Source organism: Novosphingobium sp. KA1 (assembly GCF_017309955.1).
Taxonomy (GTDB): domain Bacteria; phylum Pseudomonadota; class Alphaproteobacteria; order Sphingomonadales; family Sphingomonadaceae; genus Novosphingobium.
The window spans coordinates 1504680-1522476 of the sequence record NZ_CP021247.1 but is presented as its reverse complement, the minus strand read 5'-3'; the positions used below and the strand labels follow the sequence as shown (position 1 = coordinate 1522476).

The 17797-nt window shown below is 65.2% G+C and carries 13 protein-coding genes; 7 read left to right on the top strand and 6 right to left on the bottom strand.

Annotated elements, in window-relative coordinates:
* Positions 1–6: 6 nt before the first annotated feature.
* Together CA833_RS07600 and glmM are read right to left on the bottom strand one after the other, a co-directional pair.
* On the bottom strand, positions 7–234 hold the full coding sequence (locus tag CA833_RS07600) for a DUF1272 domain-containing protein (RefSeq protein ID WP_142636268.1): 228 nt from the start codon (positions 232–234) through the stop codon (positions 7–9).
* Complete coding sequence (gene glmM / locus CA833_RS07595; protein WP_142636270.1) at positions 234–1574, bottom strand: phosphoglucosamine mutase; 1341 nt, start codon at positions 1572–1574, stop codon at positions 234–236. Before glmM ends, CA833_RS07600 begins: the two co-directional genes overlap by 1 nt.
* A gap of 133 nt (positions 1575–1707) precedes the next feature.
* Here glmM and CA833_RS07590 point away from each other — a divergent pair, with 133 nt between their 5' ends.
* Entirely contained in the window at positions 1708–2994 is a 1287-nt protein-coding gene (locus CA833_RS07590) for a dicarboxylate/amino acid:cation symporter (protein WP_207079690.1), read from the top strand.
* Between the two features lie 12 nt (positions 2995–3006).
* Here CA833_RS07590 and CA833_RS07585 read toward each other — a convergent pair whose 3' ends face one another.
* Complete coding sequence (locus CA833_RS07585) at positions 3007–3615, bottom strand: HNH endonuclease (protein WP_142636274.1); 609 nt, start codon at positions 3613–3615, stop codon at positions 3007–3009.
* A 242-nt stretch (positions 3616–3857) separates the two neighbouring features.
* Here CA833_RS07585 and gluQRS point away from each other — a divergent pair, with 242 nt between their 5' ends.
* From gluQRS to CA833_RS07560, 5 genes are all read left to right on the top strand, one after another.
* Entirely contained in the window at positions 3858–4703 is an 846-nt protein-coding gene (gluQRS, locus tag CA833_RS07580) for a tRNA glutamyl-Q(34) synthetase GluQRS (protein ID WP_207079689.1), read from the top strand.
* Entirely contained in the window at positions 4700–4933 is a 234-nt protein-coding gene (locus CA833_RS07575; RefSeq protein WP_207079688.1) for an HIG1 domain-containing protein, read from the top strand. Before gluQRS ends, CA833_RS07575 begins: the two co-directional genes overlap by 4 nt.
* 59 nt (positions 4934–4992) lie before the next feature.
* Positions 4993–5574: a cob(I)yrinic acid a,c-diamide adenosyltransferase gene (locus CA833_RS07570; RefSeq protein WP_207079687.1), complete on the top strand. Its 582-nt coding sequence runs from the start codon at positions 4993–4995 to the stop codon at positions 5572–5574.
* 34 nt (positions 5575–5608) lie between these two features.
* A complete protein-coding gene (locus CA833_RS07565; RefSeq protein ID WP_242526316.1) occupies positions 5609–6478 on the top strand; it encodes a 3-hydroxyacyl-CoA dehydrogenase family protein in 870 nt (289 codons plus the stop codon).
* A gap of 100 nt (positions 6479–6578) precedes the next feature.
* On the top strand, positions 6579–6899 hold the full coding sequence (locus CA833_RS07560; RefSeq protein ID WP_207079685.1) for a hypothetical protein: 321 nt from the start codon (positions 6579–6581) through the stop codon (positions 6897–6899).
* A 10-nt stretch (positions 6900–6909) separates the two neighbouring features.
* Here CA833_RS07560 and CA833_RS07555 read toward each other — a convergent pair whose 3' ends face one another.
* Complete coding sequence (locus CA833_RS07555) at positions 6910–7131, bottom strand: hypothetical protein (protein ID WP_207079684.1); 222 nt, start codon at positions 7129–7131, stop codon at positions 6910–6912.
* A 24-nt stretch (positions 7132–7155) separates the two neighbouring features.
* Complete coding sequence (mutS, locus tag CA833_RS07550) at positions 7156–9753, bottom strand: DNA mismatch repair protein MutS (protein WP_207079994.1); 2598 nt, start codon at positions 9751–9753, stop codon at positions 7156–7158.
* Positions 9754–9964: 211 nt separating this feature from the next.
* Here mutS and CA833_RS07545 point away from each other — a divergent pair, with 211 nt between their 5' ends.
* Positions 9965–12166 (top strand): NADP-dependent malic enzyme, encoded by a 2202-nt coding sequence (locus CA833_RS07545; RefSeq protein ID WP_370584575.1) that lies wholly within the window; start codon positions 9965–9967, stop codon positions 12164–12166.
* A 328-nt stretch (positions 12167–12494) separates the two neighbouring features.
* On the opposite strand, the gene CA833_RS07540 is transcribed toward CA833_RS07545, so the two are convergent.
* Entirely contained in the window at positions 12495–17720 is a 5226-nt protein-coding gene (locus tag CA833_RS07540; RefSeq protein ID WP_207079682.1) for an ATP-binding protein, read from the bottom strand.
* Positions 17721–17797: the final 77 nt, after the last annotated feature.

Here is a 17797-nt window from a genome sequence, read left to right as displayed (position 1 = left end):
ACGGCATCAGCCCTTGAAGCGCCGTTCCTTGGAAGGCGGCGCGGAATCGAAGTGCTGCTTCGCCCGCGTCGGCCGGTCGACCAGTTCGCCGCCGCAATTGGGGCACAGGTCGTCCAGGGCATCGGCGCATTCGACGCAGTAGGTGCATTCGAAGCTGCAGATGAAGGCGCCGGGCGCCTCCGCCGGAAGGTCGGTGCCGCAGCGTTCGCAATCGGGACGCATTTCCAGAGCCATTATGCAGCAGCCTCTTCCACAGCGGCGCAGATCGAGGCGACCGCCGCCTCGACCTCACCGGCATTGTCCCCTTCCGCCATGACGCGGATCACCGGCTCGGTGCCCGAGGCGCGGATCACCAGGCGCCCCTTGCCCTCGAGCGCGGCCTCGGCCTCGGCGATCACCGCCTTCACGCGGTCTGCCTCCAGCGGCTTGCCTCCACCGAAACGCACGTTGCGCAAGAGCTGCGGCACCGGATCGAACAGGTGCAGCATCTCGCTCGCCGGCTTGCCCGACTGGACCAGCGCAGCCAGCACCTGCAGCGCCGCCACGGTACCGTCGCCGGTGGTCGCATGGTCGAGCAGGATCATGTGGCCGGACTGTTCGCCGCCGACATTGAAACCACCCGCGCGCATCCGCTCCAGCACATGACGGTCGCCCACCTTGGTGCGCTCCAGCGTCAGGCCCTGTGCGTTCAGATAGCGTTCGAGGCCGAGGTTCGACATGACCGTCGCCACCACGCCGCCGCCGCGCAGCGCGCCGCGCGCGGCCAGCTGGGTGCCGATCAGCGCCATGATCTGGTCACCGTCGACCGTCTGGCCCTTCTCGTCGACCACGATCAGGCGGTCGGCGTCGCCATCGAGCGCGATGCCGATGTCCGCGCCCGAGGAGACCACGGTCTCCTGCAAGGCCTCGACATGGGTGGAGCCGCACTTGGCATTGATGTTCTTGCCGTTGGGCGAAACGCCGATCGGCACGACTTCCGCGCCCAGTTCCCAGAACGCGGACGGGGCCACCTGATAGGCCGCGCCATTGGCGCAATCGACCGCGATCTTGAGACCGTCGAGACGGATCGCCTCGGGCAGCGAGCGCTTGACTGCGTGGATATAGCGGCCGCGCGCGTCGTCGATGCGGCGGGCCCGGCCGATTTCCTCGGACGCGGCGAGCGGAATGTCCTGCCCCAGCATGGCCTCGATCGCCAGCTCATCCTCGTCGGAGAGCTTGAAGCCATCGGGGCCGAACAGCTTGATGCCGTTGTCCTCGTAAGGGTTGTGGCTGGCCGAGATCATCACGCCGACATCGGCGCGCAGTTCACGGGTCAGCAGGGCGACCGCAGGCGTCGGCATCGGGCCGAGCAGGACCACGTCCATGCCGACGCTGGTGAAACCGGCGACCATCGCATTTTCCAGCATGTAGCCCGACAGGCGGGTATCCTTGCCGATCACCACGCGGTGCTTGTGGGTCCCGCGCAGGAAGCGGGTCCCGGCGGCCTGGCCGACCTTCATGGCAATGGCGGCGGTCATCGCGCCCTGGTTGGTGCGACCGCGGATACCGTCGGTGCCGAAGAACTGTCTGCTCATGACCTGCCCTCTTGGAGACCATTTCGTGAATGGGGTATGACGCGGGCTCATACCCAAGCCTTGGGCAAATTGCCATGCGCCCCCGTCATCAGTATGAACAACCAGACGAAGGTCGCAAATTCCCAGGAGCCCGATGCATAGCCCCAGCCCCAAGGCCGCCGAAAGCAGTGCCTCTCGCATCCCCGAGATCCGCGTTCCCGGCACCCTGACGCTGATCGGCCTTGTCGCCGGACTTGTCCTCGGCCTCGTACTGGCCGGCAATCCCATGGCGGTGCCGATCCTCGAAGTGGCCGGGCCGATCGGTTCGCTGTGGCTGCAGGGCTTGCAGATGACCATCCTGCCGCTGGTGGCGGGACTGCTGTTCACCGGCATCGTCGAGACCATCGCGGTGGCGAGCGCGGGCGCCATGGCCCGCCGCACGCTTGGCACCATCATCGGTTTGCTCGCCCTGAGCGCGACGCTGGGCGCGGTGCTGATGCCGATCCTGCTGAAATTCTTCCCGATTCCCGCCGGCGTGCAGTTCGCCCACCCCGAAGACCCCGGCAAGGTTCCCGGAATTGCCGACTTCCTTTCCTCGCTGATGCCGGAAAACGTGATCTCGGCCGCCGCCGCCGATGCGATGCTGCCGGTGATCGTCTTTGTTGCCCTCTTTGCCATCGCCTCCACGAGACTGGCTGACGAACCGCGCCGCTTGCTGGCGGTGCTGTTCGAAGGGCTTGCCGGGGCGATGATGGTGGTGATCGGCTGGGTGCTGAAGCTGGCGCCGATCGGCGTCTTCGCCCTGGGCTTCGGCCTCGGCGTGCGCAGCGGCGGCGCCGCGCTCGGTGCGCTGGCCCACTACATCATCCTGGTCGTCAGCGTGGGCAGCGTGATGATGATCGCGGGCTACCTGATCGCGGTGTTTGCGGGGCGGCGCTCGCTGCCGGCCTTCGCCGCCGCCATCCTGCCCGCGCAGATCGTCGCGATCTCGACCCAGTCCTCGATCGCCACGGTCCCGGCGATGCTGGCATCCAGCCGCAAGCTCGGCGTCTCGGCCACCACGGCGGAATTCGTGCTGCCGCTCGCCGTCACCCTGTTCCGCGCCACCGGCCCGGCGATGAACATGGCGGTAGCCGTCTACGCGGCGAAGCTGGCGGGCGTCGAACTCACCGGCGGCGCGCTGGTCGCCGGCGCGCTGGTGGCCTTTGCGACCACGTTCGGCGCGGTCTCGCTGCCGGGCACGATCAGCTTTGTCTCCTCGATCGGGCCGATCGCGGCCGCCATGGGGGTGCCGCTCTGGCCGCTCGGCGTGCTGGTGGCGGTGGAAGTCCTGCCCGACCTCATGCGCACGGTGGGCAATGTGACGATGGACGTGGCGCTGACGACTGCGGTCGATTCAAGCGTCGATGCCGACAAGGAAGAGGCCGAGACCCTGCACTGAGGCAAACCCTCGTCAGGCTTCCAGTTCGATGTCCCAGTAAAGCCAGTCCCGCCAGGTTTCGTGCAGGTAGTTGGGTGGGAAGGCGCGGCCGCGTTCCTGCAATTGCCAGCTGGTCGGGCGGATCGGCGCGACCAGCGGCGGCATGTTCGCCTGCCTGGGGGTGCGCCCGCCCTTCTTGAGGTTGCAGGGGGAGCAGGCGGTAAGGATGTTTTCCCAGCTGGTCCGGCCGCCCAGACGGCGCGGGATCACGTGGTCGAACGTGAGCTGATGGGGAGAGCCGCAGTACTGGCAACTGAAGCGGTCGCGCAGGAACAGGTTGAAACGGGTGAAGGCCGGAAATTCGGAAGGCTTCACATATTGCCTGAGGGCAATCACCGAGGGAATCTGCATCGACCAGCTGGGCGAGTGGACCACCCGGTCATAGCTGGAGACGATATCCACCCGTTCGAGACAGATCGCCTTGATCGCGGTCTGCCAGGGCCAGAGGCTCAGCGGGTAGTAGGAAAGCGGCGTATAGTCCGCATTGAGCACCAGCGCAGGACAGTCCGAAAGACTTCGGGAGGGATCTTCCTCCGCGCTGCGGAACCGGGCCGCGCGCTCCATCAGCTCCGATCTGAGCATGGCCTCCTGTCGCAGGCTGTCATTGCGGTTTCATGGCAACGCATGGGTTTCTTTGCAGCATTATCGCGAGTCGGCGTCAAGCCGCTTCGGGGCTGGCCCCATACAACAATCCACAGCTTCACCACAAGGATTCCACAGATCACCCACAAGCGGCCCACACTTTGCACACACCTTCCCCCACGGTTATCCACAAAGTTGCAAACCCTTGCGGAGCCATGCCCAGCGGCTAGGGAGAGCAAACGATGATCCGCACCCGCTTTGCCCCCAGCCCCAACGGCCCGCTGCACCTTGGCCATGCCTATGCCGCCATGGTCGCGCACGATCTTGCCCGCGCGCAGGGCGGCGAATTCCGGCTGCGGATCGAGGATATCGACGGCGAACGCAGCCGCCCGGAATTCACCGAGGAATTTTTCCGCGACCTCGAATGGCTCGGCCTTGGCTGGGACGGCGAGGCCGGTTTCCAGTCCCGGCGCCTCTACGGCTACGTCGAGGCCGGAGAGCGCCTCAAAGCCATGGGCCTGCTCTACCCCTGCCGCTGCACCCGCGCCGAGATCGCCGCTGCCGCCACCCGGATGGGCCCTGATGGCCCGGTCTATCCCGGCACCTGTCGCCACAAGGCGGTCGATCCCCAGGGCGCCGCATGGCGGCTTGACGTCACCCGCGCGCTGGACCTTACCGGCCCTCTCGAATGGCGCGACGAACGCGCCGGCCCGCAGCCCGCCGCACCCGCAATTTTCGGCGACGTCGTGCTGCTGAGGAAGGACCTGCCTGCCAGCTACCACCTTGCCGCCACGCTCGACGACGCGGCGGACGGCATCACCCTCGTCACCCGCGGCATGGACCTGTTTCCGGCCAGCCATGTCCACCGGCTTCTGCAAGCCCTGCTCGGCCTGCCGGTGCCGGTCTGGCACCATCACCCGCTGCTGGTGGAGCCCAACGGGCGCAAGCTGGCCAAGCGGCGCGGCTCCCCCTCGCTGGGCGATCGCCGGCGCGCGGGCGAGGACGGCACAGCCATCGTGGAGGCGCTCCGGCAGGGGCGCTTCCCGGCTGGCATTTCGCTCGGCACGGGCGTAGACCTGTCGGCATGAGCACCATTCTCGTCCCCATCATCATCCTTCTGGTGATCATGGTTGTCGTCAGCCTCGTGCGCGGCATCGTCGCTTTCATGCAAGGCACGAAGGAAGACCTCAATCGCGATCCCGGCGCCACCGGCCCGACCGCGAACCAGCTTCTGCAGAACAAGATGATGTTCAACCGCATCAAGTACCAGGCCGCCGCCGTGCTGGTCTGCGCGATCCTGCTGGCGATGGCGCGCTAGGCCGCACCCGGTTTTTGCCGCCCGAATCCGCCAGCCTGCGGATTTCAAAGGACCCCACCTTGGTAAAGCTCAACAAGATCTACACCCGCACCGGCGACGACGGCACCACGGGCCTTGTCGACGGTTCCCGCCTGCCCAAGCATGCCGCGCGCATGGAAGCGATCGGCGCGGTGGACGAGACCAACTGTGCCATCGGCCTTGCCGTCTGCGCGCTGACCGACACGCCGCATGCCGCCGTGCTCACCCGCATCCAGAACGACCTGTTCGACCTTGGCGCCGACCTCGCCACACCCAAAGACCCTGGCGGTGACGATTTCACTCCGGGTGAGATGACCCTGCGCGTGGTCTTCCCGCAAGTCACCTGGCTGGAAGGCGAGATCGACGCGATCAACGCCCATCTCCAGCCGCTCAGGAGCTTCATCCTGCCGGGCGGCAGCGAGGCCGCCGCGCGCGTCCACATCGCCCGCGCCTCGGCCCGCAAGGCAGAACGCGCCGCCGTCGCCATGGCCGCCGAAGTCCCCGCCAATCCGGCGGCGCTGTGCTACCTCAATCGCCTCAGCGACTATCTTTTTGTCCTCGCCCGGGCGGTCAATGCCAATGGCGCGGACGACGTGCTTTGGGTGCCCGGCCAGAACCGCTAGGCGCCCGTTCCATAACAACGTGAGGAGTTTGGCAGTGCGCAAAGTCGGAATCATCGGCGCGGGCATCATGGGCTCGGGCATCGCCCAGACCGTGGCGGGCAAGGGCATGGACGTGATCCTCTCCGATATCTCGGTCGAGAACGCCGAGAAGGGCAAGGCAGGCATCGCCAAGGGCCTCGCCCGACTGGTGGCCAAGGAAAAGATCGCCCAGGCCGATGTCGACGCGCTGCTGCCCCGCATCACCACCGCGGGCGACTATTCCGGCATGGCTGACTGCGATCTCATCATCGAGGCCGCGACCGAGCGCGAAGACATCAAGCTGAAGATCTTTGCTGCCGTGGGCGAAGTGCTCGGCGCCGATGCCATCCTTGCCTCGAACACCAGTTCGATCCCGATCACCCGCATGGCCGCCAGTTCGCCCGACGCCGCGCGCTTCTGCGGGCTGCACTTCTTCAACCCGGTGCCGGTGATGGGCCTTGTCGAAGTGATCCCCGGCCTTGCCACCTCGCCCGAAACCACCGCGCGGATGAAGGCCTTCGGCGAGGCGCTGGGCAAGACCGTGGTGCTGGCGGGCGATGCGCCCGGCTTCGTGGTCAACCGCATCCTCTGCCCGCTGCTCAACGAGGCGATCTTCGTGCTGGGCGAAGGGCTCGCCTCGGTCGAGGATATCGACGCGGGCATGCGGCTCGGCGCCAATCACCCGATGGGCCCGCTGACGCTGGCCGATTTCGTGGGCCTCGACACCCTCTACGAGATCATGAAGGTGTTCCTCTCCACCACCGGCGATCCCAAGTACCGCCCCGCGCCGCTGCTCCAGAAGTACGTCGAGGCGGGCTGGTACGGCCGCAAGTCCGGCCGGGGGTTCTACGACTATTCGGGCGAAGTGCCGGTCCCGACGCGCTGACGCACGTCTTTGCGACGCAAAGCCGCGCTTTGCGTCGCAAAGGTCCAAGACCGGAACCGGGGCGATCCCTTAGCCGTTTAACCGGCAAAGGAGACTCGCCATGATCGACCGTTCCGACGATTCCGCACCCGAAACCTTCAATCCCGAACAGGACGACGAGGAAGCGCAGGCCCAGTCGGTCGCCGAAGCGGCGCAGGGGCGCGCCACCGATGCGCTTGGCCTCGAGGACAGCGACAAAGCGAAGGGCGGCATCGCGGACGAAGATGACGCCGAGGACCTCGTCGACCACATGAACCAGATGGACACCAGCGGCGTCATCGACATGTCCGCCTATCGCGGCGAGGAGACCATGGACGACCTCGAAGACCGCTATGGCCGCGAAAACGCCGCGGACGAGGATTTCGCGGACGACGATAGCTGATCCCGGAAAATCAGTTCGGCGCGGGGTCCTTGGCCCAGGGGTTCTTGTGCGCCGCCTGCTGCTGTGCCCCGGCCCGCGCCGCCACACTTTCGGCAAACCGCGTGACCGAATCGTCGTCATCGCCGCCGTCCGGGGATGGCACCGTGCAATAGGCGGTCGTCAGGATACTGGCTGCCCAGAACAGCGCGTGCCAGCGGCTCTTGAAGACATTCCTGATCTTGGGCCCGAACATGCGCGTGAACCTAGCGCAATCCGGTTAAGGTTCCGTGCCCGCCTCGCGCTTGAGGTCGTAGAGGATTTCCAGCGCATCGCGCGGGCTCAGCGCATCGACGTCCATCTCGCGCAGCTTGTCGCGCAGGACGTCGCACTGTTCCTCATGGGCGTCCTGCGCCGCCGCGAAGAGCGGCAGGTCGCCGAGGCCAGCGGCAAGCCCCCCGGTTTCCGCGCGGCCCTTTTCCAGCTTTTCCAGCACCGACTTGGCGCGGCTGATAACCTTGGGCGGCACCCCGGCGAGGCGCGCGACGGCAAGGCCGTAGCTGCGATCCGCCGGCCCCTCCGCCAGTTCGTGGAGCAGCACCAGATCGCCCTTCCACTCGCGCGCGCGGACGTGATGAAGTGACAGCGCCTCGCAGGTTTCGCCCAGCCGCGCCATCTCGTGGTAGTGCGTGGCGAAAAGGCAGCGGCAGCGGTTGGTCTCGTGGACGGCTTCGGCCACCGCCCATGCCAGCGCCAGACCGTCGTAGGTCGACGTGCCGCGCCCCACTTCGTCGAGGATGACAAAGCTGCGGTCGGTCGCCTGCGCCAGAATGGCGGCGGTTTCCACCATCTCGACCATGAAGGTCGAACGCCCGCGCGCAAGGTTGTCCGACGCGCCGACGCGGCTGAACAGGCGGTCCACCATGCCGATCCGCGCCGACCTGGCGGGCACGAAACCGCCCGCCTGCGCCAGCAGCACGATCAGCGCGTTCTGGCGCAGGAAGGTCGACTTACCGCCCATGTTGGGGCCGCCGATCAGCCAGAGCCGGTCATGGCTGGCAAGCCGGCAATCGTTGGCGACAAAACGCTCGCCCTGAACCTTCAGTGCGGCCTCGACCACCGGGTGACGGCCGCCTTCGATCTCGAGCGAAAGGCCATCGACCACTTCGGGGCGGGCCCAGCCGCCCTCGGCCGCGCGCTCGGCCTGTCCCGCCGCCACGTCGAAACGGGCGAGCGCCGCCGCGGTACGGGCAATGGCATGGCGGGCGGCCACGGCCTCCGCCACGAGTTCCTCGAAATGCGCGTCCTCCGCGGCAAGCGCATGGGCGCCCGCCTCGGTGATGCGGCTGGCCTCTTCATGCAGCGCGAGCGCGTTGAAGCGCATCGCGCCGGCCATGGTCTGGCGGTGCGTGAATCCGCTGTCCGGCTCCAGCAGCTTGTCGGCATGGCGCTGCGGCACTTCGATGAAGTAGCCGAGCACGTTGTTGTGCTTGATCTTCAGCGCGGCGACGCCGGTTTCCTCGCGGTACTTTGCCTCCAGCGCGGCGATCGCGCGGCGAGCATTACCCGAGGTGACGCGCAGCTCGTCGAGGGCGGCATCGTAGCCACTGGCGATATAGCCGCCCTGCCCGCGCTCGGTCGGCGGGGTTTCCACCAGCGCCTGTGCGAAGTGATCGACGAGCTGCGCATGACCGCCGAGTTCGGGCATCAGCCGGTCCAGCAGCACCGGCAACCCGTCGATCTGCGCCAGCCGCTCGCCGATGCGGCGCGCGCCGGCAAGACCGTCGCGAAGCTGGCCGAGATCGCGTGGGCTGCCGCGCCCCGCCACCACGCGCCCCAGCGCGCGGCCGACATCGGGCAGCGCCCGCAAGGCCGCGCGCATATCCTCGCGCAGCAGGGCGTCGTCGTGCAGCCACTCGACCAGTTCCAGCCGCTCGGCAATCGCATGACGGTCGGTCAGCGGGGCGGAAAGGTCTTCGGCCAATTGGCGCGCACCGGCGCCGGTGACGCAGCGGTCGATCGCCTCGACCAGACTGCCCTTGCGGCCGCCCTGCGACGATTCGAGAATTTCGAGACTGGCGCGGGTCGCCTCGTCCATTGCCAGCGCACCGTCACTGCTGCGCGCCTCGGGCGGCAGCAGCAGCGGCAGCTTGCCCCGGCCGACATGGTCGAGATAGGCGATCAGCCCGCCCGCCGCCGCCAGCATGGCGCGGGTGAACGCGCCGAACCCGTCAAGCGTGGCGACGCCGTGGACCAGCTTCAGCCGCTCCTCGCCGCCATCCGAGGAGAACTCGTGCGCGGAACGGCGGATCGCGCCTTCCGGCGTCAGTTCCCAGCCATCCGGTACCACCAGTTCGCGCGCGCCCAGACGCGCCAGTGCAGCACCCAGCCGGTCGGGCAGGCACTCTTCCAGTTCCATGCGGCCGGTGGAGATATCGCAGGCGGCAATGCCGACGACGCCGCGCACCTCGCAGGCCGCCGCCAGCACATTGGCGCGGCGCGGCTCCAGCAGCGATTCCTCGGTCAGCGTCCCCGCCGTCACGAAACGCACGATGTCGCGCCGGACCAGGGCCTTGGATGCCCGGCCTTCCTTGCGCGCGCGCTCCTTGGCCTCGGCGGGCGTTTCGGTCTGCTCGGCAATCGCCACCCGGCAACCTGCCTTGATCAGGCGGGCAAGGTAGCCCTCGGCGGCGTGCACCGGCACACCGCACATCGGGATCGGCGCACCGCCATGTTCGCCGCGCGTGGTGAGTGCAATATCGAGAACCTGGCTTGCGGTTTTCGCATCGTCGAAGAACAATTCGAAAAAATCGCCCATCCGATAGAACAGCAGGCAGTCGCCCGCCACCTCTCGCAAGGCGAGGTACTGCGCCATCATCGGGGTCGCGGCGGCGGTATCGGTCGTGCTGCTCATGGCCATGAGCGTTAGCGCCGCGCCTTGCCCCTTGTGAAGCGGCGCAAACACGCCTTTCCCCTATCGCGTGGCGCAAACATTCGATAGGGCCCGTGCCAAATCCGGGAGAAACCGCTTGTCCGAGAAGCCCAAGATCCAGTTCACCGAGCGTGAGGCTCTGTTCTATCACAGCACGATGCGCCCCGGTAAGATCGAGATTGTTGCGTCCAAGCCCATGGCCACGCAACGCGACCTCTCGCTTGCCTATTCCCCGGGTGTCGCCGTGCCGGTCCAGGCAATCGCCGACAACCCCGCCACCGCCTACGACTATACCGCCAAGGGCAACCTCGTCGCGGTGATCTCGAACGGCACCGCGATCCTGGGCATGGGCAACCTCGGCGCGCTGGCCTCGAAGCCGGTGATGGAGGGCAAGGCCGTCCTCTTCAAGCGCTTCGCGGACGTCGATTCCATCGACATCGAGCTCGCCAGCGAGGACACCGACGCGCTGATCGAGGCCATCGCCATGATGGAACCCAGCTTCGGGGGCATCAACCTCGAGGACATCAAGGCGCCCGAGTGCTTCATCATCGAGCAGGCCCTGCGCGAACGGATGAACATCCCGGTCATGCATGACGACCAGCACGGCACCGCGATCATCGCCGCCGCCGGTCTCATCAACGCCTGCCTCATCACCGGCCGCAAGCTGGACGAGATCAAGGTCGTGGTGAACGGCGCCGGGGCCTCGGCGCTGGCCTGCACCGCGCTGATCAAGTCGATGGGCGTGCGCCACGAAAACGTGCTGGTCTGCGACACCAAGGGCGTGATCTATCCGGGCCGCGAGCGGGTGGACCAGTTCAAGTCGGCCCATGCGGTGAAGACCGACAGGCGCACGCTGACCGAAGCGCTTGTCGGCGCGGACGTCGTTCTCGGCCTCTCGGCCAAGGGCGCGATCACGCCCGACATGGTCAAGTCCATGGCGCCCGAGCCGATCATCTTCGCGATGGCCAACCCGGCCCCGGAAATCACCCCGCCCGAAGCCAAGGCGGTGCGCCCCGACGCCATCGTCGCCACCGGCCGTTCGGACTATCCGAACCAGGTCAACAACGTGCTGGGCTTCCCCTTCATCTTCCGCGGCGCGCTCGACGTTTCGGCCACCGCGATCAACGAAGAGATGAAGATCGCCGCTGCCAAGGCCATTGCCGAACTGGCGCGCGAGCAGGTCCATGAGGACGTTGCCGCCGCCTACGGCGAAGCGCAGCAGTTCGGCCGCGACTACATCATCCCCGCGCCGTTCGACCCGCGCCTGATGGAAGTGGTGTCGATGGCGGTCGCCAAGGCGGCGATGGATTCGGGTGTCGCCACCCGTCCGATCGAGGACTTCGAAGCCTATCGCCACCAGCTCAAGGCGCGCCTCAACCCGACCACTTCGGTGCTGACCCGCGTCTACGAGCAGGTCAAGGCCAACCCCAAGCGCATGATCTTTGCCGAGGCCGACAACGAAGTCGTGCTGCGCGCGGCGATCCAGTACCGTGATTTCGGCTATGGCGAACCGATCCTGGTCGGCCGGACCCAGGTCATCCTCGACAAGATGGCCGAACTGGGCGTGCCCGATCCGGACAGCTTCCGCATCGAGAACTCGATGGTGTCCGAGCATGTCGCGCCGATGGTGGAGATGCTCTACGAGCGCCTCAAGCGCCGCGGCTTCCTGCAGCGCGACGTGCAGCGCATGGTCAATACCGACCGCAACATCTTCGCCTCCGGCCTGCTCAAGCTGGGCGTGGGCGACGCCATGATCACCGGCATGACCCGCCCCTTCGCGCAGACCATCAAGGAAGTGCGCCGGGTGCTGGATCCCGCCCCGGGCAAGCTGGCCTTCGGCATCCACATGCTGGTCGGCAAGAACCACACCGTGTTCATGGCCGACACCACGATCAACGAGCGTCCGAGCGCCGAGGAACTGGCGGTTATCGCCAAGGAAACCGCTGCCGTCGCCCGTCGCCTCGGCCATGAGCCGCGCGTCGCCTTCCTCAGCTACTCGACCTTCGGCAACCCCTCGGGCAAGTGGCTGGAGCAGACCCGCGAGGCGATCCGCATCCTCGACGAGGAACAGGTCGACTTCGAGTACGAGGGCGAAATGGCCCCCGACGCGGCGCTCAATCCGAAGATCATGGCGCTCTATCCCTTCAGCCGCCTCTCGGCGCCGGCCAACGTGCTGATCATGCCGGGCCTGCAGTCGGCCAACATCTCGGCCAAGCTGCTCAAGGAAATCGGCGGCACCACCTCGATCGGGCCGATGCTGATCGGCGCCGAGAAGCCGGTGCAGATCGTGCCGATGACCGCGATCGCGCCCGATGTGCTGACGCTGGCGGCCCTCGCCGCCGCCGGGATCACCGGGTAGGGCAAAAAGAAAGGGGCTCCGGTTTCGGAGCCCCTTTTCCTATCAGCGTGGGCCGCGAGCCGGGCCGATCACTTGCGGCGGTAGCGGAAGTACCAGACCACAGGATCAAAAATCATATAACGATCTGATATATCGCAGCAAAATATCGAATCCTGGAAGCGCATTTTGGCAAATGTAATCACGGGGTAATCACCAAAAATGCAGCTTCCTCACGATAGCGTAGCGTCTGCCTGCGGGAACCGAGATTGAAACTGTTAGATCACAGGCGGCTTGCGAGCAATTTCGGCCGCGGCAGTGGCTTGCGCCCCTATTGGAAGCATGCGCGGGATCATTTGAGGGCAGCCAGTCTCGCCTGAAGCCCCATAGCGGTTGGCACCTGAGCCGCCACCAGCTTGGCCACGATTTCGATAACCGCGTCGCGCACCGGCTGCTGCCTCAGTAGATCGTCGCCATTCTGGGCCAGGACGCTGTCCACCAACTCAGCAACATTGTTGGCGGTGCCCGATCGATAGAAGCGATCGGACGTGTTCATCGCGTCACGGACCCAGCAAATACCGTCAAGGCGCATATGCCGTCCAGCTTCCGTAGTCAGGAAATGGCAGAACGTCGCGAGCTCGTCCTCGTCATGGGCCATGTCGCTTTGCGCCCAACGCCGGTAATAGGCGGTAAATTCGGGCAACCGCGCACGAATTGCAGTCGCCTGGCTCAGCTCGGAATGGGCGTGGAGACCCAGCAGCTTTACGATCATTTCGCGTCCGCGATACCACCGGCGGCCGGACGACCAGTCCGCCGCGAAAGCCGTATCGAGCATCTCTTTCCAGATTGTGATGAAGCGATCGGCGTCCGGCTGTTTGAAAAGCAGCAGGAACCAGCCTGCGGCCAATTGCTCGGTTGCGCGGTGGCCATTTGGCCCGATCGCGAGGATTGCCTGCCACAACGTTTTTTGAGCGTCCGCCGGCCTCGCCATCACGAAGGTTGGCGCGATACGCAGGATGGCATAGCCGAGGCCGCTGGGCAGGTCATATTCGTCATCGTCATCAATGCTGGTTTCGCCGTCGCGTTCGCCCTCCATGCGCCACGCCTCAAAAGCCCAGAGATCGTCCAGTAATCGATGATTTTCCGGGTCGAGCGCGAGCGTGCCATCGTCCTCATAGTCGAGCAGCCACGCATATCCGGCCTCCAGGATATGACTGCTGAGGCCGGCGAACCGTCGCGACTTGCCGCTGAGGCGCGCGGGTTGGTCAGGGTGTTGGCGCAAGCGCCGAAGCTCCAGCAGGCGTTCTGCGCGCCGCGCGATATTCGCGGGATCTACGATCTCGATTGTCGCATCGGTCCCGAAAATGGGTTGCGCCCGCAGGCGGCCGAGCCAGCGTTGCCAGATCGCGATGCGATCGTCCTCATCGTACCGCGGGGAAAGCCGATCGAGCGCTGCGACGAGCAGAAGCACGAAGTTGAGCCGATACCAGGCCGAACCCAACACTTGCTTGTGTCGGTGGGCCGTCGCCATCAGCGTATTGATTGCGCCTCGGTCTCTGCTCGACAGGATCTGAACGAGTGTCGCGTCCCAGTCGCCGGGTTTTTTAGCCGTCAGGGCCGCGCTAAACGCGCCCATTGCGGCAAAACTCAGTGGCTCATCACCCGAGATGCGATCCTGACGATTATCACCGGCGGTCGTCCAGTCGATGATGTGCCTGATGAGATCGATCGCGCGTGCCTTCGCCGGCTCGTGCGCCACAAGCCAGTCACCGCCACGCGCCACCAACGTCGTAGCCGCTGCCGCTATCATCGTGCGCGAGGCCGGCTCGTCCAGCGCCGGATCATCATTCCGATTCGGCAACAGGCCAGCGAGATAGTCGCAATCAGCGTCCGCCAGCGAGCCAGTTTGCGCGAGGATCTTGCGGCATTGATGCGGCAAGGTGAGCGGCTGCAATTTAGCATTGGATTCGGTCTGGTACGCGATCAGGTCCGCCTGCAAGTCATCCGGATAGATGACCTGCGATGTCTGTTCGCCGCTCGCCTCATCAACAACCTGCCGGCGATTGGTCGGATCGAACTCGCTCAGCATGATGCGCTGTTCAAGCCGTTCCTTCGCATTTTCAGGAATGGACCAAGCGGCCGTGCGAGTGCGCAGGTCTACCGCGAAATCAGGGTTCTGGGCGGCAAGGTCGCCAATAACGGTCCGCAGCTCTACCTTTCGGTGCGGCGCCAGGACCCAGTCGCGCGCCATGTTGAAGATCGCGTCGCCTTGTCGGTACCAAGAGAAACTGTCGAAATTGAAACCGACATTTTTGACCCGACCGTGATCCCACCAATACAAATCCTCCATCCCGATTAGGACGCGCAGTGGACCCAGAAACAGCGCGGGCCGATGCTTGCCCACATTGACTAGAACGCCGAGAATCGCCGTGGACCCTTCAAGGTTGAACAGCCGCTCGCACCACGGGCTGATATCCTCGCCGGCATCGACTTTGAGCACCAGCCATCGCTCAAGCGCGTCGAGCGCGCAGTAAAGCTGCCCGCTGGACGTCGAATTATGCTGTGACCATCCGAAATGTGCCCAGGTTCCGGGGAATGTGCGCGTCACGGTGTCTGAAATGGAAATCGTCAGCGCGGGCATCTTGGCATCTTTCGGCGCTTGTTCGAACCACCGTTCCACAACAAAGTCGAGCAGCTGCTTGAGCGCGGCCAACGCTGCCTCAGGCTGCGCGGTCAAATAGGGAAAGAAGGGGCTTTTCCAGAAAACCGTAGGGTAGCTTTCATGCTCATATTCCAGCCCAAGCGCTTCATCGATGCGCATCGACTGATCATAGTCGGTATGCGGCTGATCTTCGATGATGCAGGCAAGCAATACCTCCGTCGCGACGGCGGGATTGGAATTCATCAGCGGCGTGAGACCGTTGGCGTGCAGCACGGCATCCCGAAACGCGTCGATCAGTCGCGCATTGGCGCCAAGCGGCCAGGGCGGCAATTGCCGTCGACTTGAAATGAAGCTTGGCGGCGGCGGCGCGCGTCGCCGTGGTGGGTTATCCTTCGCACGCGCGACGCGTTGGGCGCGGTCGGCGGCGCGCAGGCTGTCGACGCGCGCCTGCGTCGCGTCCGCCATCGGACGGCGCTGGGCCATTTCGAGCGCGAATGCTGCGACCCCCTCCGGCAAATCGGGCGCACCAAGGAGTGCGGTACCAAAGATCAGTTTGTCGGTATCGCCGCCGCCGTGAAACCGGCGGGCGGTGCTGATGATCTGTTCCGTTCGTGCCGTCTCCAGCGCGACCGTCGCCATGACGTCACGCAGCGGCATCGGCTGATCGCCCAGCATCGTCGGCAGGGATCCAAGCCAGGTCTTGCAGACGCGCGACACGATTGGCGCGCCGAGCGCTCCGACCCGCTGGGCATGAGCGTGCAGGAAGCGGCCCATCGGACCCCAGCGTTCGAGGATCGGAAAGCGCATGTCGGCTTCGAGATAGATCCGAAGGCCGCCCTCGATCGCGACATGGCTGGGAATGCTGTGAACCGTGGCGACATGCAGGAACCGGTGAAACAGTCGTTTCAGTAATTCCCCATCGTCAGCAAATAGTAGCTCGGTCCGGTCTTCGAGGTGGCGATCGAGTTGGGCATCGAGGCACAACGCATCGAGCAGGATATCACTCGCCTCGACGTTGCCGGCGGCGGTCAGCTGTTCGAATGCATGGTCCCACCCGTCACGGGCCTGGTCGGGCTGCGCCAATAGAAACTGACCAAGCAAGCGCAGTGCCGAGATCCACAATGGCTGCGGTGCCAGCGCCGCCCATTGGCCGACATCGTCGGCGATTTCTTTCAGCCGCTGATAGCGTGCCCAGTCCGAGGCGAGATCGTGGCCGAATTCGATGCGATTGCGCGCATTCCGGTGCAGCGGCAATTCGCTGGAGCGCTGGTCGAATGCAGCGAGATCGCCAGCAGCGAGGTCACTGATGGCGAAGCTTCGTTCGAACGCGGCATCGCGAACGGCCAGCTGGATGAGTAGCCGCTGGAGCTGGGTCGTGGCGGTGCCGGATGTCCAACGCGTCCAAAGACGATCCGCGATTTCGGCGGTCGAGGTCGGTGCGCCGGTGCCGTCCTCGCGAAACGAGGATTCCGCGGTTACCACCCAGCCAAGTGTCTTAAGATTGGCGAAGAGCGGCAGGATGGCAGGATCATTAGCGATCCAGGCGAGTTGCGGAGCGCTGCGCAGCGCAGCGCGGATCGCGGCGGTCGGCAATATTGGCACTGGCAGGACCGGTGCGTCGGCAAGTGGGCCGTTCGCGCGAAGCTGATTTTCAGACCCCGATTGTGTGATCATGACGACGCGCCACGCAGTGTTGGCACCGAGCAGCGACAGAAAAGCGGTGAGTTTGCCGACGCTGGCGCTGTCGAGACGCTCGATCGAGTCGAGGATGAGGATTTTGTCGTCGCCGGGGCTACGATCAAGGACCAGTCCTAGGTCCTGGTCCAGCCCAATCGCCGAGCGCCCCGCTGCGCTCAAGGCGGCGCGCAGCACGTCGGGACCAAGCCATATGTGGGTTGCGTCGGCGAATTCTTGATCCAGCAGCCGGGCGACCAATGCCGATTTACCCACGCCGGATTCACCTATGACGATACACGCTCGCGAGGCGTGCAACAGCTGCGACAGTCGGGACGTCTCACGCTGCCGGGCGACGACATGTCCGTTGGGGAGGGCGATTTCGATCCCGTCGCGATGGTCGATCGACAGATTGCGCAGCGACTGCCAAGCGGCCGATATGCTGGGATGAGCCTTCAGTCCGAACCGAGCGGATAGATCGCCGAGCAGACGTGGCAGGCGGATGATGCCGCTTCCCAAGCGCGCGGTCTCGGCGGTCTGGACCAGCGCTTCCCACAGCGTGTCGGCTTCTGCCTGCGCTTCCGAGATCAATGCCGTGCGGCAGCGCTGCTTGGCTTGCTCCAGGTTCAATGATGGGCTCAGCTGAAAATCGAGCGGATAGAGGTGCAGTTTCGCGATCAGCGCGATGGTGTCGGCTGCGTCCGGCAAGACACCTTGTACCTGTCCTGGCTTATGTACCGTGTCGAAGACTTTGCGGTGTTTCTGGCTGGCGTTGATTCGCCCGATGGCCAGTGCCGGGTCCGGATCACCACACCATAGCTTGAGATCGGACCAGAGCGCGTCGAACGCCGCATTGCGTCCGCGCGTCACGAGACCGATGTGGTCGGTCGATCGGTTGAAGGGCGCCTGTGTCCGCCACAGCGTCCAGGCCGCTTCGACGAAATCTTTCGGCCATCCGGATGCCGTCACCTGAACATTGCTCTTGCAGGAGAGCGCGAGCCGATGGGCATGTCCGTCCGGACTCGATCCGACACAGACAATATCGTCGATTGCCCATCCGAGCGCTCCGGCCTGCGACAGGATTTCACAGCCAGGAACCTCAATTCCGGTAATCGGCATATCTAAGACGAAACGCGTGAGCAGGTCGGCGGCGACAAGGTCTTCGAACGCATAGCCGGGGCCTGCGGTCGAGCGGGTGGTCGCGACGGTGACGCGTTTGCGAGGCTGTGATGCTTTCGCCATACCACATATATAGGTTAAATTTGGTGCGCAGCAAATATGGACTTTAAACGATATATTCGCTATGAGGACAAAATTTG